Genomic DNA, 26,538 nt, shown 5'->3' on the forward strand with positions numbered 1-26,538 from the left:
TCCGCGCCGTTCAGCTTTTCGCGATATCCACGAGCACGCCGGCCAGCACGGCCGGCTGCGACATGAACGGCGAATGGCTGCTGTCGAGCTGGTGCACGTGCGTTGGATTACCGGGCACGAACGCGTCGGCTTCGTCGATGAAGCGCTGCTGCAGCGCGGGCAGGATCACGCGATCCGCCAGGCACTTGATGTAGTGACGATCGATCGCGCCCCAGCGCGCCGTGGTCGTCGGGATCGCGGTCGCGAACGGCGCGGCCGGCACGTCGCAGGTCATCAGGTTCGCCACCGCCTCGAAGTCGGCTTGCGGGACGTCGTCGTACAGCGCGCGCTTCGCGAGCGCGCGATACGCGGCATCGCCGCTGCGCGGATCGATCCGCAGCGCGCCCGCGACGCGTGGGCTCGCGAGCATCAGCGGGCCCAGCATTTCGCCCTTGTTTTCGGGCGCACGCACGTAGTCGAGGCCCGGCACGCCCGACGCGGGCATGAACGCCGCGAGATAGACGATCTTCGCGATTTTCTCCGGCGCGCGCTCCGCCGCGGCCGTGATCGCGAGGCCGCCCATGCTGTGGCCGACGAGCACGACCTTGCCGTGCCCGAGCGCGTATGCGTCGTCGACCGCCTGCATCACCTGTGTCGCGTAATCGTCGAGCGTGGTATTCGCCACCGGCGACGGCTCGGCGCCGAATGCGTCCTCGTCGAGCGGCCGTTCGAGATACGACGCTGGAAAGCGGGCGTTGACGCCGTGCGCGGGCAGGTCACGCGCGATCGACAGGTAGCCGCGCGCGGCCAGCGCGGCCGCGACGTGCCCGTAGCACCACGCACCATGCCACGCGCCGTGCACAAGCACGAAAACGGGATGGCCGGATTGCGCGGCAGCGGTTACATTCGTCTCCATGGTGTCCGTGTCTTTTTCGAGAGAGGTGTTCATCTTAGACGAAGCCGCGCGCGTCCAAGCATGAACGCGCGGCCCGACCGCGCGCGTGCGCGTGCCCGGATCGGCTGCCGCGATGAGGCCCTCTTGTCTCGTTCAGGCCACAATTCGTCCTGATCTGATTTGAATTTGCGCCGAAGCGCGCTAATTTGACGCTTTGCTTCCGATTGCGCCCCATGAACGTCGACTACCTCTTCTACCGGCGGCCGGACAAGCCTGGCCCCTATTCGCTCGACGACCTGGGCGAGATCGCGCCGCCGATCGGCCCTGGCGACGTCGTGCGCGCGGGGATCGCGCGCGTGTTCGAGCAGATCGACTGGCAGGAGTCGCCCGACGTGCCGGGCGCGTGGTTCGGCACCGGCGGCCCGTCGTTCCAGTTTACGGCGGACCCCGACGGGCGCGTGACGAGCTTCATGGGCTCGCGCCTCGAACGCCGCTCGATGCTGCAGCTGACCCGTGAAATGGGGCTCATTGCGCTCGATCTGCAGCGCGACATCGTCTACGGCTGACGAGCGGCGCGACGCCGCTCTCGGGCGCGCCCGGCCACGCAGGCCCGAGCCCCCTGACGGCCTGCCGGGCGCGGCGCGTCTCCGCCCTTCGAACTTCAAAGATTGCTATACTTTCGCCCAATTCCGGCATCCGGCCGGTAATTTGTGCCTGTCTGCGTCGATCGTTCGCATATCTCGCACGCATTTGACGCCCTGACCAACCCAGCCGGGCATGGCTTCTTCAATCGCCCCGCGTGGGTGTCTCCGTGGAGCTCGTCTTGGCCGTTTCCAATCTCGTCGTGGACGAACAAGAAACCGACGCCGCTGCCGTCACATCGGGCAGTTCTTTCTATCTGGCGATGCGCATCCTGCCGGCGGTGCAGCGCGACGCGATGTTCCAGGTCTACGCGTTCTGCCGCGCGGTCGACGACATCGCCGACAGCGACTTGCCGCGCGCCGAGCGCAACGCGGGCCTCGATCGCTGGCGCGCGGACATCGACGCGTGCTTCGCCGGCCAGCCGCCGCGCCATCTGGTCGCGCTCGAGCGCGAGATCCGCGCATTCGACCTGAAGCGCGAGGACTTCCACGCGATGATCGACGGGATGGCGATGGACGCCGCCGAGGACATCTGCGCGCCGGACGAACCGACGCTCGACCTCTTCTGCGATCGCGTGGCGAGTGCGGCCGGCCGTCTGTCGGTGAGGATTTTCGGGATCCCGGAGGCGGAAGGCATCGAGCTGTCGCACCACCTCGGCCGCGCGCTGCAGCTGACGAACATCCTGCGCGACATCGACGACGACGCGGCGATCAACCGCTGCTACCTGCCGCGCGAGCTGCTCGCGCGCGAAGGCATCGCGATCACCGATCCGGCGACGATCGTGCGCGACCCGGCGCTGCCGCGCGTGTGCGCAACGCTCGTCGAGCGTGCGCTCGAGCATTTCCGCGCGGCGGACGCCGTGATGGATCGCTGCACGCGCGCGCAGGTCAAGGCGCCGCGCATCATGTCAGGCGCGTACCGCTGCATTCTGGAAGCCGCGATCGCGCGTGGCTTCGCCGCCCCGCGCGTGCCGCTGCGCAAGCCAAAGGCGCGCATGCTGATGATCGCCGCGCGCTACGCGCTGTTCTGAGCCAATGCCCAGAACCGTCCACGTGATCGGTGCAGGACTCGCGGGCCTGTCGGCTGCCGTCGAGCTGCAACGCCGCGGGCGGCGCATCGTGCTGCACGACGCGCATGCGCATGCTGGCGGCCGCTGCCGCTCGTGGTTCGACGAGACGCTGAACACGACGCTCGACGGCGGGCTGCACCAGGTCTTCGCGGGGCAGTCCGCGACGCAGCGCTACCTGCGCGCGATCGGCGCGGCCGATCAGCTCACGGGGCCCGCACTGCCTGAATATCCGGTGATCGACGTCGCGTCGCAGCAGCGCTGGACGCTGCGCTTCGGCAACGGGCGCTGGCCGTCGTGGCTGTTCGATGCCGCGTCGCGTGCGCCGGGCACCACGCCGCTCGACTACCTCGCGCTGGCGTCGCTCGCGTTCGCGCGCACCGGGCGCTCACTCGCACAGACGATGCGATGCGACGGCGTGCTGTGGGATCGTTGGCTGCGGCCGTATTTTCTCGGGGTGCTGAACGTCGAACCGCGCCACGCGAGCGCCGAGCTCGCGCGCGCGGCACTGTGCGGCATGTTTGCCGCGGGCGGCCCCGGTTGGCGCCCGCTCGTTGCGCGCCACGGACTCGGCAGCGCATTCGTCGAACCGGCGCTGCGGATGCTGCAGCACGGCGGCGCGCAGATCCGCCTGAACTCGCGGCTCGATGCGTTCGAATTCGGCGCGCACGGCAACGCGGTCGATGCGGTCGCGATCGGCGGCGAGCGTGTCGATCTCGCGCCGGGCGACGCGGTCGTGCTGGCTGTGCCGCCCGAGGTCGCGCAGCCGCTCGTCCCGGATCTCACCGCGCCCGACACGTTCAGCGCGGTCGTGACCGCGTATTTCGCGGTCGATACACCGGCGGGCAGCCCGCTGCAGACGGCCGTCGTCAACGGCATCGTCGACGCGGTGCGCGCAGGCGATGGTCCGCTCGCGGCGACGATCCGCGACGCGGGCCGCTGGCTCGACATGCCGCGCGATGTGCTCGCGCGGCGCATCTGGGAAGACGTCGCGCGCGTGACCGGCGCGAACCCGGAAACCCTCCCCGCGTGGCAGCTCGTCGTCGAGCCGCGCGCGGGGTTTGCGGCGGTGCCGTCGCAGGAAATGAAACGTCCGGCCGTGCGTACGCGCTGGACCAATCTCGTGCTGGCGGGCGACTGGATTGCCACCGGCTTGCCCGCCACGATCGAGGGCGCGATCCGTTCCGGCCAACTGGCCGCGGACGTGCTCCAGACACAATAAGAGAGGGACCGATGAACGATCTCACCGATATGGCTAACCTGTCCGCCGGCACCGTGCCGGCCGGACTCGACGCGGCTGTCGCCAGCGCGACCGACGCGCTGCTGGCCGCGCAGAACGCGGACGGACACTGGGTCTATGAACTCGAAGCCGATTCGACGATTCCCGCCGAATACATACTGCTCGTCCACTATCTCGGCGAGACGCCGAACCTCGAGCTCGAACAGAAGATCGGCCGCTATCTGCGTCGCATCCAGCAGGCCGACGGCGGCTGGCCGCTGTTCACCGACGGCGCGCCGAACATCAGCGCGAGCGTGAAGGCGTATTTCGCGCTGAAGGTGATTGGCGACGACGAGAACGCCGAGCACATGCAGCGTGCGCGCCGCGCGATCCACGCGATGGGCGGCGCCGAGATGTCGAACGTGTTCACGCGGATCCAGCTCGCGCTGTACGGTGCGATTCCGTGGCGCGCGGTGCCGATGATGCCGGTCGAGATCATGCTGCTGCCGCAATGGTTCCCGTTCCACCTGTCGAAGGTGTCGTACTGGGCGCGGACCGTGATCGTGCCGCTGCTGGTGCTGAACGCGAAGCGTCCGATCGCGAAGAACCCGCGCGGCGTGCGCATCGACGAGTTGTTCATCGACCCGCCCGTCAACGCCGGCCTGCTGCCGCGCCAGGGCCACCAGAGCCCTGGCTGGTTCGCGTTCTTCCGCGTGGTCGACCACGCGCTGCGCGCGGTCGACGGCCTGTTCCCGAGCTACACGCGCGAACGCGCGATCCGCCAGGCCGTGTCGTTCGTCGACGAGCGCCTGAACGGCGAGGACGGCCTTGGCGCGATCTATCCGGCGATGGCCAACGCGGTGATGATGTACGACGTGCTCGGCTATGCGGAAGATCATCCGAACCGCGCGATCGCGCGCAAGTCGATCGAGAAGCTGCTCGTCGTGCACGAGGACGAAGCGTATTGCCAGCCGTGCCTGTCGCCGGTGTGGGACACGTCGCTTGTCGCGCATGCGCTGCTCGAAACCGGTGACGCGCGTGCCGAGGAGGCCGTGCTGCGCGGCCTCGACTGGCTGCGCCCGCTGCAGATCCTCGACGTGCGCGGCGACTGGATCTCGCGCCGCCCGAACGTGCGGCCGGGCGGCTGGGCGTTCCAGTATGCGAACGCGCACTATCCGGACGTCGACGACACGGCGGTGGTCGTGATGGCGATGGACCGTGCGCAGAAGCTCAAGCAGACGGATACGTATCGCGAATCGATGGCGCGCGCGCGCGAATGGGTCGTCGGCATGCAGAGCAGCGACGGCGGCTGGGGCGCGTTCGAACCGGAAAACACGCAGTACTACCTGAACAACATCCCGTTCTCGGATCACGGCGCGCTGCTCGATCCGCCGACCTCGGACGTATCGGGCCGCTGCCTGTCGATGCTGTCGCAACTTGGCGAGAGTGCGCTGAACAGCGAGCCGGCCCGTCGCGCGCTCGACTACATGCTGAAGGAGCAGGAACCGGACGGCAGCTGGTACGGCCGCTGGGGGATGAACTACGTGTACGGCACGTGGACGGCCCTGTGCTCGCTGAACGCGGCCGGCCTGACGCCGGACGATCCGCGCGTGAAGCGCGGCGCGCAGTGGCTGCTGTCGATCCAGAACAAGGACGGCGGCTGGGGCGAGGACGGCGACAGCTACAAGCTGAATTACCGCGGCTTCGAGCAGGCGCCGAGCACCGCGTCGCAGACGGCCTGGGCGCTGCTCGGCCTGATGGCGGCGGGCGAGGTGAACAACCCGGCCGTTGCACGCGGCGTCGACTACCTGATCGCGCAGCAGAACGAAGAAGGCCTGTGGGACGAGACGCGCTTCACGGCGACCGGCTTCCCGCGCGTGTTCTACCTGCGCTATCACGGGTATCGCAAGTTCTTCCCGCTGTGGGCGCTCGCGCGCTATCGCAACCTGAAGCGCGCCAATGCGACGCGCGTGACGGTCGGGATGTAACGCGTGGCACCGGCGCAGCACAACGGCACCTTGCCCGTCATCGCCGTCACGGGGATGGCATTCGAGGCACGCATCGCGCGCGGTCACGGCGTCGAGGCCGTGTTCGCGGCGCGGGCCGACCGGCTCGAGCGCGCGCTGGCCGAGGCGACCGCGCGCGGTTGCGCGGGCATCGTGAGCTTCGGCACGGCGGGCGGGCTCGCACCCGATCTCGCGCCGGGCGCGCTCGTGATCGCGGACGCGATCGACGGGCCGTTCGGCCGCGTGCAGACCGATCCGGGCTGGAGCGCGCGGCTCGTCGCCGCGCTGCACGACACGCCGGTGTGGGCGCGCGTCACGCGCGGCACGATGGCGGCAGTGGGCGCGCCGGTGGTCAGCGAGCAGGAAAAGGCGTCGCTGCATCGCACGAAGGGCGCGCTTGCCGTCGACATGGAATCGCATATCGCCGCGGCCTTCGCGGCGTCGCGCGGCGTGCCGTTCGCGGTGTGCCGCGCGATCGTCGACCCTGCGTGGCGCACGCTGCCGCGCGCGGCGACGGCCGGCCTGCGCGACGACGGCAGCACGGCCATTCTGCCGATCCTGCGCGAGCTGCTGAAGCAGCCGTCGCAGCTTGGTCCGTTGCTGCAGGTCGCGGGCGATGCGCGCGCGGCGCGCACGACGCTGATCCAGGCGCGGCACGCGTTCGAACGTGCGGGCGCGATGCGGATCGTCTGACCGGCGCTCGCCGCGTTCGGCTTCTCCTCTCCCCCTTCCCTTTTTCGTTTTCCGGACACGCAAAAAAAAGAGCGCTGCATGATGCAGCGCTCTTCGGCTTGCGGGCGGATGTCGTGCGCGTTACTGCGCGGCCGGACCGCTCGCGGGCACCGTCGGCATCGCCGGCGCGATCGGCGCGCCGTTGGCGGCCGGCGCGGTCGTCGCCCCGGCCGACGCAGCCGCCGGCGCACTCGCAGGCGCACTCGCAGGCGTACTCGCAGGCGTCGCGCCGTCCGCACCCGGGTCGTCATACTTCGGCAACCCCGGCGCAGCCGGCGCGTTGTTCGGTGCGGCACCCTCGCCCGGATCCGCGTAGTTCGGCAACCCCGGCACGGCCGGCGTGGCCGCCGGCACCGCGCCCGATTCACCCGGCTCGGTGTAGGTCGGCGGCGCGGCCGATGCCGACTGGCTGCGATACGTCAGCGACTTGCGCTGCTGCAGGTATGCGTCGCGCACGAACGAATACGGATCGAGCGCGGCCTGCTTCAGCAGGTCGGTTGCGCCGAGCAGGTCCGAACGCGCGCTGATGAACTGCGCGATGTACATCGGATTGCGCACGGCCGGCTCGATGTAGTTGAGCAGGTTGAAGCGAACGTCCACCGCGCGGCCGACGCCATCGCGGATCGTGCTCGGCCCGAACACGGGCAGCACGAGGTACGGGCCGGACGGCACGCCCCAGCGCGCCATCGTCAGCCCGAAATCCTGATGATGCTTCGGCAGCCCGGCCGGTGTCGCGATGTCGATCAGGCCGCCGACGCCGAACACCGAGTTCATCGCCACGCGCATCAGATCCTCGGTTGCATCGGTGATGCGGAGCTGCAGCAGGTTGTTCGCGATGTTGCCGAGATCGCCGAGGTTCGAGAAGAAGTTGCTGATCGCGGTGCGCACGGGTGTCGGCGTGACCTTCTGGTACCCCTTCGCGATCGGCTGGGCGATGTTCGTGTCGACGGTGTCGTTGAACTTGTACATCGCCCGGTTCATCGGCTCGAGCGGGTCATTGGGGTTGCGGTTCGGTCCCGTCGCGCAGCCGGACAGCACTGCGGTGGCGGCAACGGTCGCCGCAATGATTCGCACCTTATTCATTGATTCCTTGCGATTGGTTCTTGGCGCGTTTGACGCGCGGTTTGCCCATCAGGACGGGCTGGAACACCACGGCGCCGATCAGCGTGCAGGTCAACGCCAGCGCGAGCAGCTTGCCCATGCTCGACGTGCCCGGATGATGCGACAGCCACAGGCTGCCAAAGGCGGTTGCCGTCGTCGCGGCGCTGAACAGCACCGCGTGCGTGAGGCTCGAATGCAGCAGGCCCGTCTGGCCCCCGCGCCATGCCATCACGAAGTACACCTTGAACGCGACGCCGACGCCGAGCATCAGCGGCAGCGCGATGATGTTCGCGAAGTTCAGCGACATGCCGAGCACGACGCACATCTCGAGCGTGACGAGCCCCGACACGAGCAGCGGCACCAGCGTGCGCAGCACGTCGCCGAAGCGTCGCAGCGTGATCCACAGCAGGATCGTGATCGACAGGATCGACCACAGCGCCGCATGCAGGAACGCGTTGATGATCGTGTCGGCCGAATGCAGGATCGAGATCGGGCCGCCGATCGCGCCCGGCTCGGCGGCCTTCACCGCCTTCGCGAAGCGGCGCAGCATCGTGTCGTCGTTCGGATCGACGCCCGTCGGCACCTTCGGCGAAATCTGCACGAGCGCGTGGCCGTCCGGCGCGATCCAGTCGCGCACGAGCTGCGGCGGCAGCGATTCGCGCGTGATGTCCTGCGGTTGCAGCAGCGTCGCGAGCTGATTGAGCGCGATGCGCAGCGTGTCGGAGAACGCGCGTTCGGCGCGGTCGCGCGTCGCCGCATCCGCGGCGGCGAGCTTCGCGAGCGATGCCGACAGATGCTGCGCGGCGGCCGCGCCCGGGCCCGGGTGATCTTCGGCCGCGTAGCTCAGCAGGTCCGACACGCGCTTGAGCGCGGCGACGCGCTGCGCGTCGGTCGCGGGCGGCGCGGGCGGCTGCGTCAGCGCGGGCAGCAGGTCACTCGCGGCGGCGGCGATCGCCGCACGCTTGGCCGGCTGGTCGGCCGGCACGAAGGTCGACAGCGTCGTCGTGCGGCCCACTTCCGGCAGCGCGTCGAGGCGCTTCGCGGCCGCGTCGGCCTCGGCGAGCGACGGCGCGAGCAGCGTGACGTCGTTGACGGCCGCTTCCGGCGAATCCTTCAGCGCGAGCAATGTCGCCATCGATTCGCTGTTCGGATCCTTCAGATGCAGCGGATTGAAGTCGAAGTGCAGGAACGCGAGCAGCGGCAGCGCGCCGATCACGACCACGAGCGTGCCGATCAGGATCGGCTTGCGATGGCGATCGAGGAAGTCGTCGACCGGCGCGAGCCACGGGAAGCCCGGCGTCTTCGATTCGCCCGGCGGCGCGAACAGGCGCAGCAGCGCCGGCAGCAGCGTGAGCGTGGTGAGCAGCGCGACGAACATCCCGACGCCTGCGATCAGGCCGAGTTCGGACACGCCGCGATAGGCGGTGGGGATGAACGAGAAGAAGCTCGCCGCGACGGCCGCGGTGGCCAGCGCGAGCGGCATGCCCATCGAGTGCGCGGCGCCGATCAGCGCGTGATCGATGCGCGGATCGCGGAAGCGTTCCTCGCGGTACTTCACACCGTACTGGATCGAGAAATCGACGCCGAGGCCGACGAACAGCACCATGAACGCGACCGAGATCATGTTCAGCGAACCGACCATCGCAAGGCCGAGCGCCGCGGTCACGACGAGGCCGACGAACAGCGTGACGAGCACCGAGCCGATCATCCGCTTCGAGCGCAGCGCGAGCCACAGGATCACGAGCACGGCGAGGAGCGTGAGCGCGCCGTTGAGCGCGGCGCCGTCTTCGACCGACGCGAATTCGTCGTCGGCGAGCGGTTGTTCGCCGGTCAGCCGCACGACCGCGCCGTAGCGTTGCTCGAGGCCGAGCGCTTTCGCCGTGTCGCGGATCACCTGGGTCGTCTCGGCACCGGCCTTCAGCGCACCGTAGTTGACGACCGGCTGCACCGTGACGAACGCGCGGGCCGGCTGGCGCGCGGCATCGCTGTCGACCAGCCCGCGCCACGAGAACGCGGCGGGCTTGCCGGCCAGCACGTCGTCGACCGTCGCGGCGCTGCGCGCGAGCAGCTTCGCCATCGCGGGCAGCTTCACCTGGCCGGTCAGGAGCGGCTGGCCGAGCGTGGTGGACAGCGTGGTCGCGAGCCCGGTCAGGCTCGGGTTCTTCGCGAGTTCGTTGACGAGCGGCCGCGCGCTCGCGAGCTGTGTCGTCGTGTCCGACACTTCCTGCGGCGACAGGAACAGCAGCCCGTTGTGCTCGAAGAACGGGCCGCCACCGGGTTCGGCGACCTGGCCGATGCGGCCGGCGTCGGCCTGCTTCTGCAGGGCTTCGGTGAGCGTATGCGCGGCGGCGGTTGCGAATTCGGGTGCCGGGGCCTCGACCACCGCGAGGATCGTGCCGTTGCGTTGCGGGAAGGCCTTGTCGACGGCCTGGCCGAGCGCGGCCCACTGGGGTTCGGCATCGACGAGCTTGCTGATGTCCGTGTTGATCTTGAAGTGCTGCGCGACGTAGACGCCGCTGAAGACGGCGACGACGAGCGACAGCACGACGACCCAGACGGGGCGGCGTACCGACCATGCGACGAGTCGGACGATGAGAGATGTCACCATGTGGCGGCGGGGAGGGGCTGGCAAGGACAAAACAACGAGTATACCGGCGCAACGTGGCGTCGGTCGCGACGTTGGAGCGTAAAGGGGCGGGAAGGATATTTGCTCCGCAGCGCAGGAATCGGCGCGCGGAGCCCGGCGATTTGTATGGGGATGCTTACATAATCGACTGGAGTCGCGCCGCGACGGGGCCTGTGACAAAAGGGGTTGAAAGGTAACAGTCGGTCACCACGCGGCAGGCCGGGCGCCGGGCCGCTATACTTCGACCCACCGGCCAATGCCACCGATGCAATTCGCCGGCCGTTTTTTCTCATCGAGTGCGATATCCGTATGAAACGTCATCTCTTTGCTTTCGTCGCGGCGGCCGCCGTGTCGGTTTCCGCTTTCGCGCAGAGCGCGCCCGTCGACATCGTCCGCAATGCGGTCGAAGGCACCGTCAACGCGATGAAGGCCGATCCGGGCGCGCGCGGCGGCGACATGGCGAAAGTCACGCAAGTCGTCGAGCAGCGCTTCCTGCCCGCGACGAACTTCGAACGCACGACCCGCATCGCGGTCGGCGATGCCTGGAAGCAGGCGACGCCGCAACAGCAGCAGGAGCTTTACAAGCAGTTCAAGCTGCTGATGACGCGCACCTATGCCGCGTCGCTCGCGCAGCTCGGCGGCCAGGACGCGAAGTTCTCGTTCAAGGCCGGCGGCGCGTCGGGCGCCGATGCGCTGGTGCAGTCGACGGTCACGACGCCGGGCGACAGCCAGTCGGTCGGCTATCGCCTCGGCAAGGTCGGTAACGACTGGAAAATCTACGACATCGACATGTCGGGCGCGTGGCTGATCCAGGTCTACCAGGGCCAGTTCAAGAGCCAGCTCGCGTCGGGCGGCATCGACGGCCTGATCGCGTATCTGCAGAAGCACAACTCGCGGACGAACTGATCGCCGCCAGTCGGCCGGCTGTTCAGCATGTCGGCATGCATCAAGGGCGCCCTCGGGCGCCCTTTTCGTTGCGGGTTCGCGGTGGCGGCGTCATGTTCGGCACGACGCAACGCCGGTGTCGGGCTACCGCCGCCGATGCTCGACCGCGAACTTGATCAGCTCCGCCTGCCCCTCGATCTCGAGCTTGCGCTTCAGATTGAGCCGGTGCGTTTCCACCGTGCGCACCGAGAGCCCCGTCTGCTGCGCGATCTGCTTGCTCGACAGCCCCTCGGCCAGCGCATCGAGGATGTCGCGTTCGCGCGGCGTCAGGCGGTCGAGCGGCGACGCGGTCGCGCTCGCCTGGATCATCCGCGCGGCGAGCCCTTCGCTGAAGAATGTCTGCCCCGTGAGCACCGCGCCGATCGCGCGCACGATCTCGCTCGCGGGTGAATCCTTCAGCAGATAGCCACTCGCGCCGGCGCGCACGGCCTGCGTCACATATTCGACGTTGTCGTGCATCGACAGCATCAGCACGCGAATCCCCGGAAAGCGCTCGTGAAAGACGCCGGCGAGCGTGATGCCGTTCATCCCGTTCATGCCGACGTCCATCAGCGCGAGATCGGGCTCGAGCGACGCGGCGAGCGCGAGCGCCTCGTCCGCGTTGCCGGCTTCGCCGACCACGGACAGGTCGGCCGCCTCGAGCCGCATCCGCAGGCCGTCGCGCACCAGCGGGTGATCGTCGACAAGCAGCAGTCGGGCGGCGGGCCGGGCGGTGTCGGGGGCGCTCATGGGCAAAGGTCTCCGGTTATGGGGCGCGTGGTCAGGCGGCGCGCAGCGGCACGCGCGCGGCCACGACGGTGTGGCCGACCTGCGACGTGATCGTCAATGTGCCGCCGAGCGCGTCGAGGCGCTCGCGCATGTTGCGCAGCCCGATGCCGCGGCGCGCATCGGTCTGCGACCGCTCGGCATCGAAGCCGCAGCCGTTGTCGGCGATGGTCAGCGTGGCGGAATGCGCGCCGACGTCGAGCGTGACGGCCGCGCGCGACGCCTGCGCATGATGCACGATGTTGCTGAGCGCTTCCTGCGCGATCCGGAACAGCGCCGTATTGACCGGCGCGGGCAACGGCCGCGCGCCGCTGTGCGCCACCTGCGTATAGCCGATGTCGATGCCGCTTTCCGTGCCGAGTTCGCGCACGAGCTGCTCGAGCGCGGCCGCAAGGCCGAGATCGTCGAGCATCGCCGGGCGCAGCGCATGCGAGATGCGCCGCACTTCGCGCAGCGTCTCGCCGAGACGTCCGACACCCGACGCGAGCGCCTGCTCGGCTTCGGGCATGCGCGTCGCACCGCGCTCGAAGCGCGCGAGCGCGGATTCGAGCATCAGCTTCGCGGACACCATCATCTGGCTGATCCCGTCATGCAGTTCGCGCGACAGCCGCTCGCGCTCCTGTTCCTGCGATTCGACGACACGCTGCGCGAGCTGCTTGAGCTTCGCGTCGGCGCTGCGCGACTCGCTGACGTTCAGCACCAGCGCGCAGACGGCGATCGCCGCCGCGCCGGTCAGCGCGATCGCGGTGAGCCAGCTCATCGTCCGCTCGATGTTCGCGGACGCGCGCGCGTCGATGCGTTGCAACGCGTTGTCGACGTCGTCGAGATAGATGCCGGTGCCGACCATCCAGCCCCAGCGTTCGAGCGCGACGACGTAGCCGAGCTTCGGCGCGAGCTTGCCCGTCGACGGCCGCTGCCACGTGTAGCGCACGTAGCCGCCGCCGTGCGACGCGGCGCCGATCAGCTGCTGGATCGTCAGCGCGCCCTGCGGGTCGCGCATCGACCAGTAGTTGTGGCCGACGCGCTCGGGCTCGCGCGGATGCATCAGCGCATTGCCGTGCAGGTCGTATACGAAGAAATAGCCGTCGGGGCCGAAATCCATCTTCTGCAGCATCGCGAGCGCCTGGGTGCGCAGCAACGCGTCGTCGCGCGCATTGCGGCCGCTCGCGTCGTACAGCGGCATGATCGCGCTCGTCGCGAGCTCGACGTAATGCTTCAGCTCCACTTCCTTGCTCGACAGGTAGGCGGCCTGGATCGTCGCGTGCTGCGTGCGCGCGAGCGACGTCGCCTGCTGGCGCACGCCGAAGCCGATACCGGCGATCGCGAGCAGGAATGGCACGATGGCCAGGAGGAAAATCTTTGCCTTGAGTCTCATGGTGGTGTGAAGCGGGCGCGGGCCGGCCGGCACATGTGTCGCGCGGCGGCGAGCCGACATTGTCGGCGATTTCGCCCGGGGTCGGCGGGGCGGCGGCCCGCCGTGGCTCAGGCGCGCCGCGGCGTGCGATCCAGGCTCTCGGCCGTCTGCACGACGACCCGGTTGCGCCCGCGTTCCTTGGCCCGGTACAGCGCGTCGTCGGCGAGCTTCAGCGCGGCCTGGATGCTGTCGTCGCGTTCCGGGTAGCAGGTCGTCACGCCGATGCTCGCGGTCAGGCGGTCGGACGAGCCCGTGGCGTGCCGGATGCCGAGATCGAGGATGCCGGTGCGGATCGCTTCGGCGATCGTCACGGCGCCGGGCGTGTCGACGTCGGGCAGCACGACGACGAATTCCTCGCCGCCGTAGCGGGCCGCATAGTCGGCCGGGCGCCGCAGGCAGCCCGCAATGCAGCGGCCGACCGCGGCGAGCGCGTCGTCGCCGGCCTGGTGGCCTTGCGTGTCGTTGTAGCGCTTGAAGTGATCGACGTCGACGAACAGCAGCGACAGCGCGTGTTGCGAGCGTGCCGCGCGGCGCCATTCGCGCGCGAGCGTGACGTCGAGCATCCGGCGGTTGTCGAGGCCGGTGAGGCCGTCGGTGCGCGCGAGCGCCTGCAGTTCGGTTTCCGCACGGTGCCGCTTGCGCAGCTGCACGTCGAGCAGAAGCGACAAGCTGGCGAAGCCGAGCGCGAGCATGACCATCGCCGAACCGATCGGGATCGCACGGTCGTACCACGCTGCGTAGGTGTCGGCTTCCGAGCGCGCGACCATGATGATCAGCGGCACGTTTTCGAGATGCCGGAACACGTACAGGCGCCGCACGCCGTCGATCGACGCGGTATCGGCGAAGCTGCCCTCGTTCGCGGTCATGAAGTGCCGGAACGTGCTGGCCTTGCTGATGTCGCGGCCGACGATCGCCGGATCGTACGGCTTGCGCGCGACCATTCGGCCGTCGGTGTTGATCAGCGCGACGGAGCCGCGATCGCCGAGCGCCAGGCGCGAGAACAGGTTCTGGAAATATTCGAGCCGGATCGACATCACGGCGACGCCGCCGAATGACCCGTCGGGCCGCGTGATACGCCGGCTGAGCGCGATGCTCAGCGAGCCGCCGCGCAGTCGGGAATGGTACGGATCGCTGATGTACAGGCCGACGTCCGGGTGGTCGCGGTGCACCGTGAAATACGGTTCGTTGGCGAAGTTGACCTTGCGCGGCACATCGCTCACGCCGTCGACCGCGATGTCGCCGTTCGCGTCGAGCACGTAGATGCCGCCGAGATATTTGGCCGTCGTCGCGCGGTCGAACAGCACCTGGCGGCGCAGCGACATCGGCAGCCTGGCGACTTCGGGATCGTTCGAGCCGTCGACGACCGCCTGCAGCGACAGCGAATAGATCTCGATGTTGCGCTCGATGTCCCACGACGCCATCAGCGCGATGTTCTGCTGGGTGGTGCGCGCGATATCGCGTGCGTCGATACGGCCTTCGTACAGCACGATGGCGCACAGCAGCAACAGGAGCAGCGCGATCAGCAGCCCTGAATAGAAGATCAGGTGCGGCAGCAGGAACCGGCGAAATTGCGCGGCGATGCGGCCCGTCAGGCCGGATTCGCTGGGCATTGCGTAGTCGGTTTCTGCCATGGTTCGTGGATCGATGGGCATCTGCGCCAGGCGGCGGGCCGATGCGATTGTTCGTATGATTTGCCGGCGGCGATCCGGTATGCGGTCTCCGATGCGCATGCCGCCCGATCGACCGGAGAACGGGAGCCGATCATCGATGATTGCGGCCAGATAAACCGCAAAAATCACTCCGTTCACCGGGAGGATTGGCCGCGATCCGACGATCCGACGAATCGGGCGGCGCGGATTGATCCGAGTATAACGCGCGTATTCGTATGCGCGGAGAATGTTGCGGACCGTTGATCCGGATCAACTTATCGCCGTGGCCGACACTTGCCAATCGCGCGTGGAGCGTTGCGGCGCAAGGCTTTGCGCCAGGGGCAGGAGCGGCGCGAATTCCACGCTGGCCGGTTTTACTGCTTTAACGGTCGGTGAAGCAGGAACTTGAGGTCATGCGATACGGACCGATTATCCATTTCGGTATCCGCATGAATTCGCAGATGAAAAACGGGCGGCCACGATGGCCGCCCGTTTCGCGAAACCGCATGCGGGAAAGCCCGCTTGCCAAGGGTTTACGCGCCGTGCTGCTGCGCCTTGTACGCGAGCCGGAACCGATGCAGCAGCGGCTCGGTATAGCCGCTCGGCTGCGACGTGCCCTGCAGCGCCAGCGCGCACGCGGCCTTGAATGCCGTCGACTGGTCATAGCCGGGCGCCATCGGGCGATAGTTCGGGTCGCCGGCATTCTGCTGATCGACGACGCGCGCCATCCGCTTGAACACGTCGAGCACGAACGCCTCGGTGATCACGCCGTGGCGCAGCCAGTTCGCGATGTGCTGGCTCGAGATGCGCAGCGTCGCGCGGTCTTCCATCAGGCCGACGTCGTGAATGTCCGGTACCTTCGAGCACCCGACGCCCTGTTCGACCCACCGCACGACGTAGCCGAGGATGCCCTGCGCGTTGTTCTCGACTTCGCTCAGGATCTCGGCCTCGCTCCACTCGGCGCGTTCGACGACCGGCACGGTCAGCAGGCCTTCGAGCAGCGCGTCGCGTTCGCTCGCGTACGGCGTCTTCTCGAGTTCCTGCTGGACGGCCTGCACGTCGACGAGGTGGTAGTGCAGCGCGTGCAGCGTCGCGGCGGTCGGGGACGGCACCCACGCGGTGTTCGCGCCGGCGCGCGGATGCGCGATCTTCTGCTCGAGCATCGCATGCATCAGGTCCGGCATCGCCCACATGCCCTTGCCGATCTGCGCGCGGCCGCGCAGGCCGGCCGACAGGCCCGCGAGCACGTTGTTGCGCTCGTACGACTGGATCCATGCCGACGACTTCATGTCGCCCTTGCGGATCATCGGGCCGGCTTCCATCGCGGTGTGCATCTCGTCGCCGGTGCGATCGAGGAAGCCGGTGTTGATGAACGCGACGCGCGCGGCGGCCGCCGCGATACAGGCGGCGAGGTTCACGCTGGTGCGGCGCTCCTCGTCCATGATGCCCATCTTCAGCGTGTTGCGCGGCAGGCCGTACAGGTCCTCGATGCGCGCGAACAGCGTGTCGGCGAACGCGACTTCGACCGGGCCGTGCATCTTCGGCTTCACGATGTAGATCGAGCCCGTGCGCGAGTTGCGCTTCGCCTTCAGGTCATGCAGCGAGCACAGCACCGTGACGACGCCGTCGAGGATGCCTTCCGGAATCTCGTTGCCGTCGCGGTCGAGCACCGCGCCGTTGGTCATCAGGTGGCCCACGTTGCGCACGAACAGCAGCGAGCGGCCGTGCAGCGTCACCGTGCCGCCGGCCGGCGTCGTGTATTCGCGATCGGCGTTCAGGCGGCGCGTGAAGGTCTTGCCGCCCTTCGCGACTTCCTCGACCAGCGTGCCCTGCATCAGGCCGAGCCAGTTGCGATACAGCTGGACCTTGTCGTCGGCGTCGACCGCCGCGACCGAATCCTCGCAGTCGATGATCGTGCTGACCGCGGCTTCGAGCACGACGTCCTTCACGTTCGCGAGATCGGCGCGGCCGATGGGGGTCGACGCATCGATCTGGATCTCGAGGTGCAGGCCGTTGTGCTTCAGCAGGATCGCGGACGGTGCGCCTGCCGCGCCTTGATAGCCGACGAACTGCGCCGGCTGCGCGAGATGCACGACGCCCTTGCCGGTTTCGACGGCGAGCTGGCCGTCCTCCACGCGATAGCGCAGTGCGTCGCGGTGCGAGCCGCTCGCGAGCGGCGCCGCGTTGTCGAGCACTTCACGCGCGTAGTCGATCACGCGCTGGCCGCGCGTCGGGTTGTAGGCCGTGGTGCGTTCGGCGCCGCCGTCCTCCGGCAGCGCGTCGGTGCCGTACAGCGCGTCGTACAGGCTGCCCCAGCGTGCGTTCGCGGCGTTCAGCGCATAGCGCGCGTTCGACAGCGGCACGACGAGCTGCGGGCCGGCCTGCGTCGCGATCTCGCTGTCGACGTGCGCGGTGGCTGCCGCGACGTTCGACGGGACCGGCACGAGATAGCCGATCTGTTCGAGGAACGCGCGATACGCGGCATGGTCGCGCACCGGGCCGGGGTGCGCGCGATGCCACGCGTCGAGTTCCTGCTGCAGGCGGTCGCGTTCCGCGAGCAGTTCGCGGTTGCGCGGCGCGAGGTCGTGCACCAGGGCCGAGAAACCGCTCCAGAATGCGGTCTTGTCGATACCGGTGCCCGGCAGTGCTTCGTTTTCAATGAACTGGCTCAGCGCTGGCGCGACTTGCAGTCCTGCTTGGTCGATCATCGTGATTCCTCCCGGGGAATGAAAAACGCGCGCGGATCAGGCCGCGACGCTTTGTGTGCCGGCGCGGGCGATCTGCGCATCCTGTTCGGACTTTACGCCAGACACACCGATCGCGCCCGCAATGCGGCCATCCACCGTCACCGGCACGCCGCCTTCGAGCAACCCCGTCAGCGGCACGCTCAGAAACGCCGTGCGGCCACCGTTGATCATATCCTCATACGCCTTCGTCTCGCGACGGCCGAGCGCCGCCGCGCGCGCCTTGTCCTGCGCGATGCAGGCGCTGGCCGCCGATGCACCGTCGAGGCGTGCGAACGCGAGCAGGTGCCCGCCGTCGTCGACGATGGCGATCGACACGGCCCAGCCGTGACGCTCGGCTTCCGCGCGGGCGGCGGCGAGCATGCGGTCTACGTCGGCGAGTTCGAGTTCGGGCTTCGTTTTCATGGCGTTCCTCCGGAATCAGCGGTCAGTTGACGAGTCGGTTGTCGACGAGCTCGATCCAGTGGCGCACGCGCGTGCGGCCCGCGCCGTTCAGGTGAGTCTGGCAGCCGATGTTGGCCGTGACAATCAGGTCCGGCCGTGCGGCTTCGAGCGCGTCGAGCTTGTTGTCGCGCAGTTTGGTGGCGAGTTCGGGCTGCGTCAGCGCATAGGTGCCGGCGGAGCCGCAGCACAGGTGGCCGTCGGCGACATTCGTCAGATCGAAGCCGAGCCGCGTCAGGATGCTCTCCACCGCGCCGCCGAGCCGCTGCGCGTGCTGCAGCGTGCACGGGCAATGAACCGCGACGCGGCGCTGCGTCGCATCGGCCAGCGCGTCGAGCGGCTCGGCCGCGATCACTTCCGCGAGGTCGCGCGCCAGCGCACTGACGCGCCGCGCCTTGTCCGCATAGACGGGGTCGGAGCGCAGCAGGTCGCCGTATTCCTTCACGAACGCGCCGCAGCCGCTCGCCGTCAGCACGATCGCTTCCGCGCCGGCCGCAATCGCGGGCCACCATGCATCGATGTTGCGGCGTGCGCGTGCGAGCCCGGCATCCTGCGCGTTCAGGTGATATTCGGTCGCGCCGCAGCAGCCGGCCTCGCGCGCGGGCGTCACGCTGATGCCGAGCCGGTCGAGCACGCGCGCGGCGGCCGCGTTCGTGTTCGGCGACAGCGAAGGCTGCACGCAGCCTTCCAGCATCAGCACGCGCCGGGCGTGGCGCACGGGCGGGCGCGGCATGGCGGCGGGCACGGTGGCCGGGATCTTGTCCTGCAGCGTGCCGGGCAGCAGCGGGCGCAGCGCGCGGCCGGCCTTCAGCAGCGCGGCGAAGGTCGCCGGCCGCGGCACGACGTGACGCAGGCCGGCGCGCAGCAGGCGCTCGCGCGCCGGACGCCGCGCGCGTTTCTCGGCTTCCGCGCGGCCGATGTCGAGCAGCGTGTGATAGCGCACGCCGGACGGACAGGTCGTTTCGCAGTTGCGGCAGGTCAGGCAGCGGTCGAGATGCTGCTGCGTGCGCTCGCCGCACGGTTCGCCTTCGAGCATTTGCTTGATCAGGTAGATGCGTCCGCGCGGCCCGTCGAGCTCGTTGCCGAGCACCTGGTAGGTCGGGCAGGTCGCATTGCAGAAGCCGCAGTGCACGCACGCGCGCAGGATCGCTTCCGCTTCGTCGGCCCGGTCGAGGGCCTTGCTGGCTTCGCTGAGATTGGTTTGCATCGGCGGTTCGAAGTCGGGTTGGCGTCAGACGTCCGCGTACAGGCGGCCGGGATTGAAAATCGCATGCGGATCGAGCTGCGCCTTCAGCTGGCGATGCACGCGCAGCAGCGCGGGCGGCAACGGCTGGAACGGCTCGGACGTCGTGCCGGCCGTGAAGCAGGTCGCGTGGCCGCCCCACTGCGCGGCGAACCGCTGCACGTCGGCCGGTGCGGCGTCGGTTTTCAGCCAGCGCTGCGCGCCGCCCCAGTCGACGAGCACCGCGCCGGCGAGCGGGTCGAGCGGCGCGGCGGCCGGCACCGACACGCGCCACAGCGGGCGGGGATCGTCGAAGAACGGCAGCGACAGGTCGCGCAGCCGCGCCCAGAACCCGTCGTCGCGATCGTCCATGCGCTCGCCGCCGATCGTGTCGCGCGCGGCCTTCACCGAGCCCTCGCCGCCTTCGAGGCGCACGCGCAGCACGCCGTCCGCGTGGCAGGCGCCCGCGAGCGGCAGCCCCGCGCGCCGCCACCCGGCGACGCGTTGAACGGCTTCGCCCGCAGTGAGCGGCAACGCGAGATCGCCGGTCGCGCGCGGCTTCGGCAGCACCTTCAGCGACACCTCCGTCACGACGCCGAGGCAGCCGAAGCTGCCCGCGAGCAGCCGCGACACGTCGTAGCCCGCGACGTTCTTCATCACCTCGCCGCCGAAACGCAGATGTTTCGCGTGGCCGGTGATCACGCGGCAGCCGAGCACAAAGTCGCGCACCGCGCCGGCCCACGGGCGGCGCGGCCCCGACAGCGCGGCCGCGAACATCCCGCCGACGGTGGCCGCGCCGCCGAACGTCGGCGGCTCGCACGGCAGCATCTGGCCCGCCGCGTCGAGCATCGCGTCGAGTTCGGCGAGCGGCGTGCCCGCGCGCGCGGTGATGACGAGTTCGGTCGGGTCGTACGCGACGATGCCGCGATGCGTGCGCACGTCGAGCGTGCGGCCTTCGACGGCGCGGCCGACGAATGCCTTCGTGCCCGCGCCGCGAATGTGCAGCGGCTGGCGATCGTGGATCGCGGCGTCGACCTGTGCGACGAGCGCCGCGCTGTCGTCGATCGATTCGGGTTCGCGTTCGCGTCGCATCAGAAGCGCTCCAGTTCGGGAAACGGCAGCTTGCCGTGATGGACGTGCATCGCGCCGAACTCGGCGCAGCGATGCAGCGTCGGGATGTTCTTGCCGGGATTGAGCAGGCGCTGCGGATCGAACGCGGCCTTCACCGCGTGGAAGAACGTGATTTCGTCGGCATTGAACTGCACGCACATCTGGTTGATCTTCTCGCGCCCGACGCCGTGTTCGCCGGTGATGCTGCCGCCCACGGCGACGCACAGCTCGAGGATCTTGCCGCCGAGCGCCTCCGCGCGGTCGAGCTCGCCGGGACGGTTCGCGTCGAACAGGATCAGCGGATGCATGTTGCCGTCGCCCGCATGGAACACGTTCGCGACCGGCAGCGCGTATTCGGCCGAGAGCGCTGCGATCCCTTCGAGCACGCGCGGCAGTTCGCGGCGCGGGATCGTGCCGTCCATGCAGTAGTAGTCGGGCGACATGCGGCCGACCGCCGGGAACGCGTTCTTGCGGCCGGCCCAGAAACGCTGCCGCTCCGCTTCGTCGCGCGCGACGCGGATTTCCGACGCGCCGGCGTCACGCAGCAGCGTGGCGACGCGTTCGGCGTCTTCGTCGACATCGGTCGCCGCGCCGTCGAGTTCGCACAGCAGGATCGCCTGCGCGTCGACCGGATAGCCCGCGTGGATGAAGTCTTCGGCCGCACGGATCGCGAGGTTGTCCATCATCTCGAGCCCGCCGGGGATCACGCCCGCGCCGATGATCCGCGCGACCGCCGCACCGGCTTCGGCGACGTCGTCGAAGCTCGCCATCAACACCTTCACGCTCGGCGGCTTCGGCAGCAGCTTGACCGTCACCTCGGTGACGATGCCCAGCATCCCCTCCGAGCCGGTGAACAGCGCGAGCAGGTCGAAGCCGGGGGCGTCGAGCGCGTCGGCGCCGAGCGTCAGCGTGTCGCCGTCGATCGTCAGGATCTCGACCTTCAGGATGTTGTGCACCGTCAGCCCGTATTTGAGGCAATGCACGCCGCCCGCGTTTTCGGCGACGTTGCCGCCGATCGAGCACGCGATCTGCGACGACGGATCGGGCGCGTAGTAAAGGCCGTGCGGCGCGGCCGCTTGCGAGATCGCGAGGTTGCGCACGCCGGGCTGCACGCGCGCGATGCCGGCATCGGGGTCGATGTCGAGAATCTTGTTGAACTTCGACATGACGAGCAGGAGGCCCTTTTCGAGCGGCATCGCGCCGCCCGACAGGCCGGTGCCCGCGCCGCGTGCGACCACCGGCACGCCGTGCGCGGCCGCGACGCGCAGCACCGCGCGCACCTGCTCGACCGTGTCGGGCAGCACGACCGCGAGCGGCACCGTGCGGTATGCGGCGAGGCCGTCGCATTCGAACGGCTTGAGCGCCTCGCGCTCGTGCAGCACGTCGAGGCCGGGCGCCGCCGCGTGCAGTGCGGCAACGAGTGTGTCGCGGTCGACGGTCGCCAACGGGCCGTCGATACGTTCGTCGTAGGTGAAACTCATCGTGTGTCTCCGTCTCCACCCTCTTCATCATGCAGGCGGCCGCGGGATGCGCGGCGCACCGGATGGACGGCATTCTTGGCGGGCGGAGGGGGCATGTCCAGACGTCGCCAGCGTGGTCATACCAGTTTTTCGAGGCGTGCCTGTCGAGGGGCGTCGATCGAGGGGGAAAACCCAATCCAAACAAGGGATTGTGAGAAAATCGACAACATTCGCCCAAAGTGGTCATACCAGTATGGAAAAGCAGGATCGACAAGCGCCGGCGCGCAATGTCGCCGACGTCGTCGCCGAGCGGATCGAGCAACTGATCGTCGACGGCGTGCTCAAGGCCGGGCAGGCGCTGCCGTCCGAGCGGCGGCTCACCGAGAAGCTCGGCGTGTCGCGCACGGCCGTGCGCGAAGGGATGAAGCTGCTGCGCGCGCGCGGGATCATCGACACGACGCACGGCAAGGGCTCGTTCGTCGCGAGCCTGACCCCGCAGCGCGAGGTTTCGCCGATGATGCATCTGCTCGGCTCGCAGCCGCGCACGCTGTACGACCTGTTCGAAGTGCGCGGGATGCTCGAGACCGAAGCCGCGCGGCTCGCCGCGCTGCGCGGCACGCCCGCCGACTTCATCCTGATCAAACGCCGATACGAGGAAATGACCGCGGCCGACGCGCAGGATCTCGACCCGGCCGCGCGCGCGAAGCTCGACCATGCGTTCCATCTCGCGATCTGCGAGGCGTCGCACAATCCGGTGCTCGTCAACACGCTGCAGTCGCTGACGGATCTGCTGCTCAGTTCCGTGTTCGCGTCGGTGAACAATCTCTATCACCGCGAGCCGCTGAAAAAGCAGATCGATCGGCAGCATGCGCGGCTCTACAACGCGGTGACCGGGCGGTTGCCCGACCAGGCGCGCAAGGCCGCGAGCGAGCATATCCGGCAGTGCGTCGATTATCTGCGCGAGATCGAAGCGGAGGAGCAGCGGCTCGTGCGCTCGACGCTGCGCCTCGAAGGATGGACCTGAGCCGCTTGAACCGGCGTGGCCGTTGGCGCCGTGACGTGCATCAGGCATATTGCGCTGGTCGCGCGGTCTCTTGGGCCAATATGTCACAATGTGACCCATTTGATGCGTGGCCCGACACGGCCCGTTTCGCCCTTGCGCGACACGCGCCTTCGCGGTTGACCGTGACGCGCCGCCAATCCTTGAAGGAGGACGCTGCATGTCGATTCCGACGCGTGGCGACGGGCCGGAGGCCCGCGCCGTCCAGATCCTGCATCGCCCCGTCTGCGACCTGCTCGGCTGTGCATGGCCGATCGTGCTCGCGGGCATGGGCGGCGTCGCGCGGGCGGAGCTCGCGAGTGCGGTGAGCGCCGCCGGCGGGTTCGGTTTTCTCGGGATGGTGCGCGAGCCGGTCGCGCTGATCCGGCGCGAGGTCGAACGGGTGCGCGCGGCCACCGAGCGGCCATTCGGCGTCAACCTGATTCCCGCGTCGACGCCGACCGAATTGCTCAAGGCGCAGATCGATGCGTGTATCGAGTTGCGTGTGCCCGTGGTTGCGTTGTTCTGGGATGTGATGCCGGGCGTCGTGCAGCGTCTGCGCGATGCGGGCGTGCGGGTGGTTCATCAGGTGGGCTCGCTCGACGATGCGCGCGCGGCCGAGGCGGCCGGGGCGCAGGCGCTGATCGCTCAGGGGCGCGAGGCTGGCGGCCACGTGCGTGGTGATCGGCCGTTGGCCGAGTTGCTGCCTGAAGTGATTCGCGCGACGCGGTTGCCGGTGCTCGCGGCCGGCGGGATCGTCGACGGCGCCGACGTGGCCGCCGCGATGGCGCTCGGTGCGCAGGGGGCGGTGATGGGTACGGCGTTCATCGCAACGCACGAATCGTTCGCGCATGCGTATCACCAGCAGCGGATCGTCGATGCGCGTGAAGGCGACACGCTGTTGACCGATATCTTTCACATCAACTGGCCGCGCGGCGCGCGGGTGCGCGTGCTGCCGTCGAGTGTCACGCGTGGCGAGCGCGGTGATCCGTTCAGTGATGCGCGCGTGGTGATCGGCGACGAGGAAGGGCGGCCCATTTATCTGTTCAGCACCGACTCGCCGTTGCGTACGATGACCGGTGATTTCGAGGCGATGGCGTTGTATGCGGGCACGGGGGCCGGGCGAATTCGAGCGATCGAGTCGGCCGGCGAGGTGCTGCGCCGGATCGTGTGCGATGCGGCGGCGATCGTCGAGACAAGCGCGGCTTCATCGGCTGGTGAAGTGAATGAGGCGCGTGCGGCGTTGCTCGCGGCGCTCGATGAATTGCTGGAGGCGGAGCGGGCGGGGGCGCGCGTTGCATCCGAGACTGCGGCAGCGGTTACCGAAGACGCCGAACTCCACCGGCTGATCGCGCATATTCGGCAGGACGAGGCGCACTGGTGCAGCGTGCTGGTCGACGCGATTCGGACGCTCGGTGCAATGCCGACGCGTGCGACCGGTTCATTCTATGAAAGGGCGATGGCGATCGATGATCTGGCCGAGCGGATGGCGTTTCTGAACCGCGGGCAACGCTGGGTCGTGCGCAAACTGCAGACGCTGCTGCCGACGCTGGCCGATCCGGATATTCATCATGCGCTGTCGTTGATGCTGGTCGCGCACGAGAAGAATATCGGCGCGGTGGATGCGCGGTTGAGGGAGAGGGGGGCGGGGAGCGTGTAGGGGAGGGGCAATGAATCGGCCCGCGTCGCTCTGACGCGCGCCGCTGTGGGCAAGCGATGCTGGCGTCAACGACGTTTTTCCCTCGTTTCAGGCGGGATGACGCTATTCGAGGGTTCTCAGTCAAATGCGCCTTCCAGGATCTCAGTCATTGCTTCGTCATACCGAAGGCGCCGAGCTTCTCTTTTACCTCGGCGGCAATTGCGCATAAAAAAGGTTCATCGCGGAATTTCGGGGAACGCCGGGGAGGAGCGTCGGTGTTCGGCCAGGAACGGCCAGTCGACGTCGGCATCTAGACCGTTGACAATTGATATCACGTCTTTGTCTATTTCCGTCACAGGAAGCGTGTGAGGTGCCTATGGTCCGTCTCGATTGTTCGGGTATCTGGTTCGGCTCGCAACTCGACGAGAAGCATCTTTTTGAGTGGGCGATGGAAATCCCAGGGGTGTTGCGATGGGAGCAAGATACGCTCGTTGTCCGGTCACGTCTTTCTGAGGCTTCCCTGAGAGACGTTTTGGCATTGTTCAGTCGCTATGGAATACCTATGGCCCAGTTGGCGCAGTTCATGACGGGCCAGAACAAGAAGTGGTTTGCGGCTCCCCATATGTACTGGCACGCCAAAGTCTTTGGGGTAATACAACCCAACGGACTGGTCCCACCAACTCCTCCTGAATGCGGGTAATACAAAATGCGGACATCTGCCTTCTGGGGAAGGCTACTTCCGCTTAGGGTTGACAGGCGTCCGTCACATCCGGCGGGCAGCGGCCAGAAGCAGACGGTCGACACCTCAGCGCGGATCGCTGACAATCGAACACTGGCGTGTTTGCATTCTTGGCCGGATTCAGACCGAACGGAGACAGTTCGATATCCAGCAAGTCACGAGACAAATAGCCTCATCGAAGCTGATTCAGACTGTCCGCGAACAACGAACCCATGAGAGGTGGCCGCCTTGACAACGCAGTTCAATCGGTTGCTCGAGCATATCGCTTCACTGCAACGCCAGTTGAATGACAAGCGCTTTCTCGAACTTCGTCTGTATCGGCGCGACGCGACGATCTATCAGTTGTCCAGTGCGGTCAATCACACGATTGCTTGCTGGTTTAGCGAGAATTATCGACCGATCAGCTTCCTTATCGACCGCGGCAGAAGCTTCATGCACGAGTTCCCGGCCGGGAGACCCGAAGCTGCGGAGTATTACGCGCTTGCGGAAGAGTTCTTCAAGGTCGTGCTATCCGCACTTGAGGTTATCCCGGACGCGGAAGCTTGCGATGACTGAAAAATATCAACTCAGACTCATGTTCGAATGGGGCGGCGGTTGTATTGGGCGGGAGACGACACTACTCGCAGCGCATACGGGGTTGGTCCGATTGAGGACTCGATGCCGCTAGCTGATGAAACGCGCAGAAAGCTTGCGGAAATGACGGCGTGGCATGACCTATCGCTCAACTGGGAATACCCACCAGACCCGGGACCATGAGACGCGCCTGAATACGAGCGCTTTGAAGCGAGCGCGGCCACGATGCGTGACCGTCTTCAACAGGAACTGGGAGACTGCTTCGCTATTGTCTACGAGAGATTGGGGGATTATGAGGGACGGGCCGAGAATCAATAGCTCGGAACACCCGGTCACCGGAAGGCTCGCCTCTCAGTGAATGGCCGCTTCAGAGAAGTACCACTGTCCCTTGTGTCGGCACCCGTCAGTCGGCCGCCACCCCGATGCCAACAGACCGGGTTCGGCCAGAAGCAGTTAGTCGACATATGGGCCTCATTCGTCGACAATATCAGGACGTTTTGCTCACGTCAGCGAGCAACCTTGACTTTGGAAG

At 67.9% G+C, this 26,538-nt stretch carries 20 protein-coding genes; 9 read left to right on the forward strand and 11 right to left on the reverse strand.

The genetic code is table 11. The annotated features are described in order from the left end of the window. Positions 1-10 precede the first annotated feature (10 nt). A complete protein-coding gene (locus tag DIE11_RS32895; RefSeq protein ID WP_124629525.1) occupies positions 11-895 on the reverse strand; it encodes an alpha/beta fold hydrolase in 885 nt (294 codons plus the stop codon). A 212-nt stretch (positions 896-1,107) separates the two neighbouring features. Here DIE11_RS32895 and DIE11_RS32900 point away from each other — a divergent pair, with 212 nt between their 5' ends. The 5 genes from DIE11_RS32900 to DIE11_RS32920 all read left to right on the forward strand — a co-directional run bounded on the left by DIE11_RS32900 (position 1,108) and on the right by DIE11_RS32920 (position 6,500). Beyond that, positions 1,108-1,440 (forward strand): hypothetical protein, encoded by a 333-nt coding sequence (locus DIE11_RS32900; protein WP_059604635.1) that lies wholly within the window; start codon positions 1,108-1,110, stop codon positions 1,438-1,440. A gap of 257 nt (positions 1,441-1,697) precedes the next feature. After that, positions 1,698-2,546 carry a presqualene diphosphate synthase HpnD gene (gene hpnD, locus DIE11_RS32905; protein ID WP_059529130.1) on the forward strand — a complete coding sequence of 283 codons (849 nt, stop codon included), beginning with the start codon at positions 1,698-1,700 and terminating at the stop codon, positions 2,544-2,546. Between the two features lie 4 nt (positions 2,547-2,550). Continuing rightward, positions 2,551-3,804: a hydroxysqualene dehydroxylase HpnE gene (gene hpnE / locus DIE11_RS32910; RefSeq protein ID WP_124629526.1), complete on the forward strand. Its 1,254-nt coding sequence runs from the start codon at positions 2,551-2,553 to the stop codon at positions 3,802-3,804. Between the two features lie 11 nt (positions 3,805-3,815). Continuing rightward, entirely contained in the window at positions 3,816-5,789 is a 1,974-nt protein-coding gene (shc, locus tag DIE11_RS32915) for a squalene--hopene cyclase (RefSeq protein ID WP_059604640.1), read from the forward strand. Positions 5,790-5,843: 54 nt separating this feature from the next. After that, a complete protein-coding gene (locus DIE11_RS32920) occupies positions 5,844-6,500 on the forward strand; it encodes a phosphorylase (protein WP_059604817.1) in 657 nt (218 codons plus the stop codon). Positions 6,501-6,620: 120 nt separating this feature from the next. On the opposite strand, the gene DIE11_RS32925 is transcribed toward DIE11_RS32920, so the two are convergent. Next, positions 6,621-7,622: a VacJ family lipoprotein gene (locus DIE11_RS32925; RefSeq protein WP_124629527.1), complete on the reverse strand. Its 1,002-nt coding sequence runs from the start codon at positions 7,620-7,622 to the stop codon at positions 6,621-6,623. Further along, a complete protein-coding gene (locus tag DIE11_RS32930) occupies positions 7,615-10,248 on the reverse strand; it encodes an MMPL family transporter (protein ID WP_124629528.1) in 2,634 nt (877 codons plus the stop codon). The genes DIE11_RS32925 and DIE11_RS32930 overlap by 8 nt, the downstream gene beginning before the upstream one ends. Before the next feature lie 327 nt (positions 10,249-10,575). On the opposite strand from DIE11_RS32930, the gene DIE11_RS32935 reads away from it, so the two are divergent. Next, entirely contained in the window at positions 10,576-11,172 is a 597-nt protein-coding gene (locus DIE11_RS32935) for a phospholipid-binding protein MlaC (RefSeq protein ID WP_124629529.1), read from the forward strand. Positions 11,173-11,295: 123 nt separating this feature from the next. Here DIE11_RS32935 and DIE11_RS32940 read toward each other — a convergent pair whose 3' ends face one another. The 8 genes from DIE11_RS32940 to glcD form a co-directional block, all read right to left on the reverse strand. Further along, positions 11,296-11,940, reverse strand: coding sequence for a response regulator transcription factor (locus DIE11_RS32940; RefSeq protein WP_059680172.1), 645 nt, complete (start codon positions 11,938-11,940; stop codon positions 11,296-11,298). 31 nt (positions 11,941-11,971) lie between these two features. Continuing rightward, complete coding sequence (locus DIE11_RS32945) at positions 11,972-13,351, reverse strand: cache domain-containing protein (RefSeq protein WP_124629530.1); 1,380 nt, start codon at positions 13,349-13,351, stop codon at positions 11,972-11,974. 107 nt (positions 13,352-13,458) lie between these two features. Then, entirely contained in the window at positions 13,459-15,021 is a 1,563-nt protein-coding gene (locus tag DIE11_RS32950) for a sensor domain-containing diguanylate cyclase (protein ID WP_124629531.1), read from the reverse strand. A gap of 551 nt (positions 15,022-15,572) precedes the next feature. Next, positions 15,573-17,747 (reverse strand): malate synthase G, encoded by a 2,175-nt coding sequence (locus DIE11_RS32955; RefSeq protein ID WP_124629532.1) that lies wholly within the window; start codon positions 17,745-17,747, stop codon positions 15,573-15,575. A gap of 36 nt (positions 17,748-17,783) precedes the next feature. After that, entirely contained in the window at positions 17,784-18,188 is a 405-nt protein-coding gene (locus tag DIE11_RS32960) for a heme-binding protein (protein WP_059604661.1), read from the reverse strand. Positions 18,189-18,210: 22 nt separating this feature from the next. Next, a complete protein-coding gene (glcF, locus tag DIE11_RS32965; RefSeq protein WP_124629533.1) occupies positions 18,211-19,431 on the reverse strand; it encodes a glycolate oxidase subunit GlcF in 1,221 nt (406 codons plus the stop codon). Between the two features lie 24 nt (positions 19,432-19,455). Next, complete coding sequence (glcE, locus tag DIE11_RS32970) at positions 19,456-20,538, reverse strand: glycolate oxidase subunit GlcE (RefSeq protein WP_124629534.1); 1,083 nt, start codon at positions 20,536-20,538, stop codon at positions 19,456-19,458. After that, complete coding sequence (glcD, locus tag DIE11_RS32975) at positions 20,538-22,037, reverse strand: glycolate oxidase subunit GlcD (protein WP_124629535.1); 1,500 nt, start codon at positions 22,035-22,037, stop codon at positions 20,538-20,540. The genes glcE and glcD overlap by 1 nt, the downstream gene beginning before the upstream one ends. A gap of 232 nt (positions 22,038-22,269) precedes the next feature. Here glcD and glcC point away from each other — a divergent pair, with 232 nt between their 5' ends. The 3 genes from glcC to DIE11_RS32990 all read left to right on the forward strand — a co-directional run bounded on the left by glcC (position 22,270) and on the right by DIE11_RS32990 (position 25,988). Beyond that, complete coding sequence (gene glcC / locus DIE11_RS32980) at positions 22,270-23,040, forward strand: transcriptional regulator GlcC (protein WP_059604673.1); 771 nt, start codon at positions 22,270-22,272, stop codon at positions 23,038-23,040. Positions 23,041-23,236: 196 nt separating this feature from the next. Beyond that, positions 23,237-24,715, forward strand: a complete 1,479-nt coding sequence (locus DIE11_RS32985; RefSeq protein ID WP_124629536.1) for a nitronate monooxygenase — start codon at positions 23,237-23,239, stop codon at positions 24,713-24,715. Positions 24,716-25,661: 946 nt separating this feature from the next. Then, positions 25,662-25,988: a hypothetical protein gene (locus tag DIE11_RS32990; RefSeq protein WP_124629537.1), complete on the forward strand. Its 327-nt coding sequence runs from the start codon at positions 25,662-25,664 to the stop codon at positions 25,986-25,988. The last annotated feature ends 550 nt before the right edge of the window (positions 25,989-26,538 follow it).

The sequence above is a fragment of the Burkholderia sp. Bp9012 genome, from assembly GCF_003853825.1.
Lineage (GTDB): Bacteria > Pseudomonadota > Gammaproteobacteria > Burkholderiales > Burkholderiaceae > Burkholderia > Burkholderia diffusa.

What these genes read in the sequence shown, in the direction of transcription:
- hpnE (WP_124629526.1), top strand. Translation starts at nt 2,551, where the DNA reads ATGCCCAGAACCGTCCACGTGATCGGTGCAGGACTCGCGGGCCTGTCG.
- glcF (WP_124629533.1), bottom strand. Translation starts at nt 19,431, where the DNA reads ATGCAAACCAATCTCAGCGAAGCCAGCAAGGCCCTCGACCGGGCCGAC.
- DIE11_RS32900 (WP_059604635.1), top strand. Translation starts at nt 1,108, where the DNA reads ATGAACGTCGACTACCTCTTCTACCGGCGGCCGGACAAGCCTGGCCCC.
- DIE11_RS32950 (WP_124629531.1), bottom strand. Translation starts at nt 15,021, where the DNA reads ATGGCAGAAACCGACTACGCAATGCCCAGCGAATCCGGCCTGACGGGC.
- DIE11_RS32960 (WP_059604661.1), bottom strand. Translation starts at nt 18,188, where the DNA reads ATGAAAACGAAGCCCGAACTCGAACTCGCCGACGTAGACCGCATGCTC.
- DIE11_RS32940 (WP_059680172.1), bottom strand. Translation starts at nt 11,940, where the DNA reads ATGAGCGCCCCCGACACCGCCCGGCCCGCCGCCCGACTGCTGCTTGTC.
- glcC (WP_059604673.1), top strand. Translation starts at nt 22,270, where the DNA reads ATGGAAAAGCAGGATCGACAAGCGCCGGCGCGCAATGTCGCCGACGTC.
- DIE11_RS32945 (WP_124629530.1), bottom strand. Translation starts at nt 13,351, where the DNA reads ATGAGACTCAAGGCAAAGATTTTCCTCCTGGCCATCGTGCCATTCCTG.
- DIE11_RS32935 (WP_124629529.1), top strand. Translation starts at nt 10,576, where the DNA reads ATGAAACGTCATCTCTTTGCTTTCGTCGCGGCGGCCGCCGTGTCGGTT.
- DIE11_RS32920 (WP_059604817.1), top strand. Translation starts at nt 5,844, where the DNA reads ATGGCATTCGAGGCACGCATCGCGCGCGGTCACGGCGTCGAGGCCGTG.
- DIE11_RS32895 (WP_124629525.1), bottom strand. Translation starts at nt 895, where the DNA reads ATGGAGACGAATGTAACCGCTGCCGCGCAATCCGGCCATCCCGTTTTC.
- DIE11_RS32930 (WP_124629528.1), bottom strand. Translation starts at nt 10,248, where the DNA reads ATGGTGACATCTCTCATCGTCCGACTCGTCGCATGGTCGGTACGCCGC.
- shc (WP_059604640.1), top strand. Translation starts at nt 3,816, where the DNA reads ATGAACGATCTCACCGATATGGCTAACCTGTCCGCCGGCACCGTGCCG.
- glcE (WP_124629534.1), bottom strand. Translation starts at nt 20,538, where the DNA reads ATGCGACGCGAACGCGAACCCGAATCGATCGACGACAGCGCGGCGCTC.
- DIE11_RS32985 (WP_124629536.1), top strand. Translation starts at nt 23,237, where the DNA reads ATGTCGATTCCGACGCGTGGCGACGGGCCGGAGGCCCGCGCCGTCCAG.
- DIE11_RS32955 (WP_124629532.1), bottom strand. Translation starts at nt 17,747, where the DNA reads ATGATCGACCAAGCAGGACTGCAAGTCGCGCCAGCGCTGAGCCAGTTC.
- glcD (WP_124629535.1), bottom strand. Translation starts at nt 22,037, where the DNA reads ATGAGTTTCACCTACGACGAACGTATCGACGGCCCGTTGGCGACCGTC.
- DIE11_RS32925 (WP_124629527.1), bottom strand. Translation starts at nt 7,622, where the DNA reads ATGAATAAGGTGCGAATCATTGCGGCGACCGTTGCCGCCACCGCAGTG.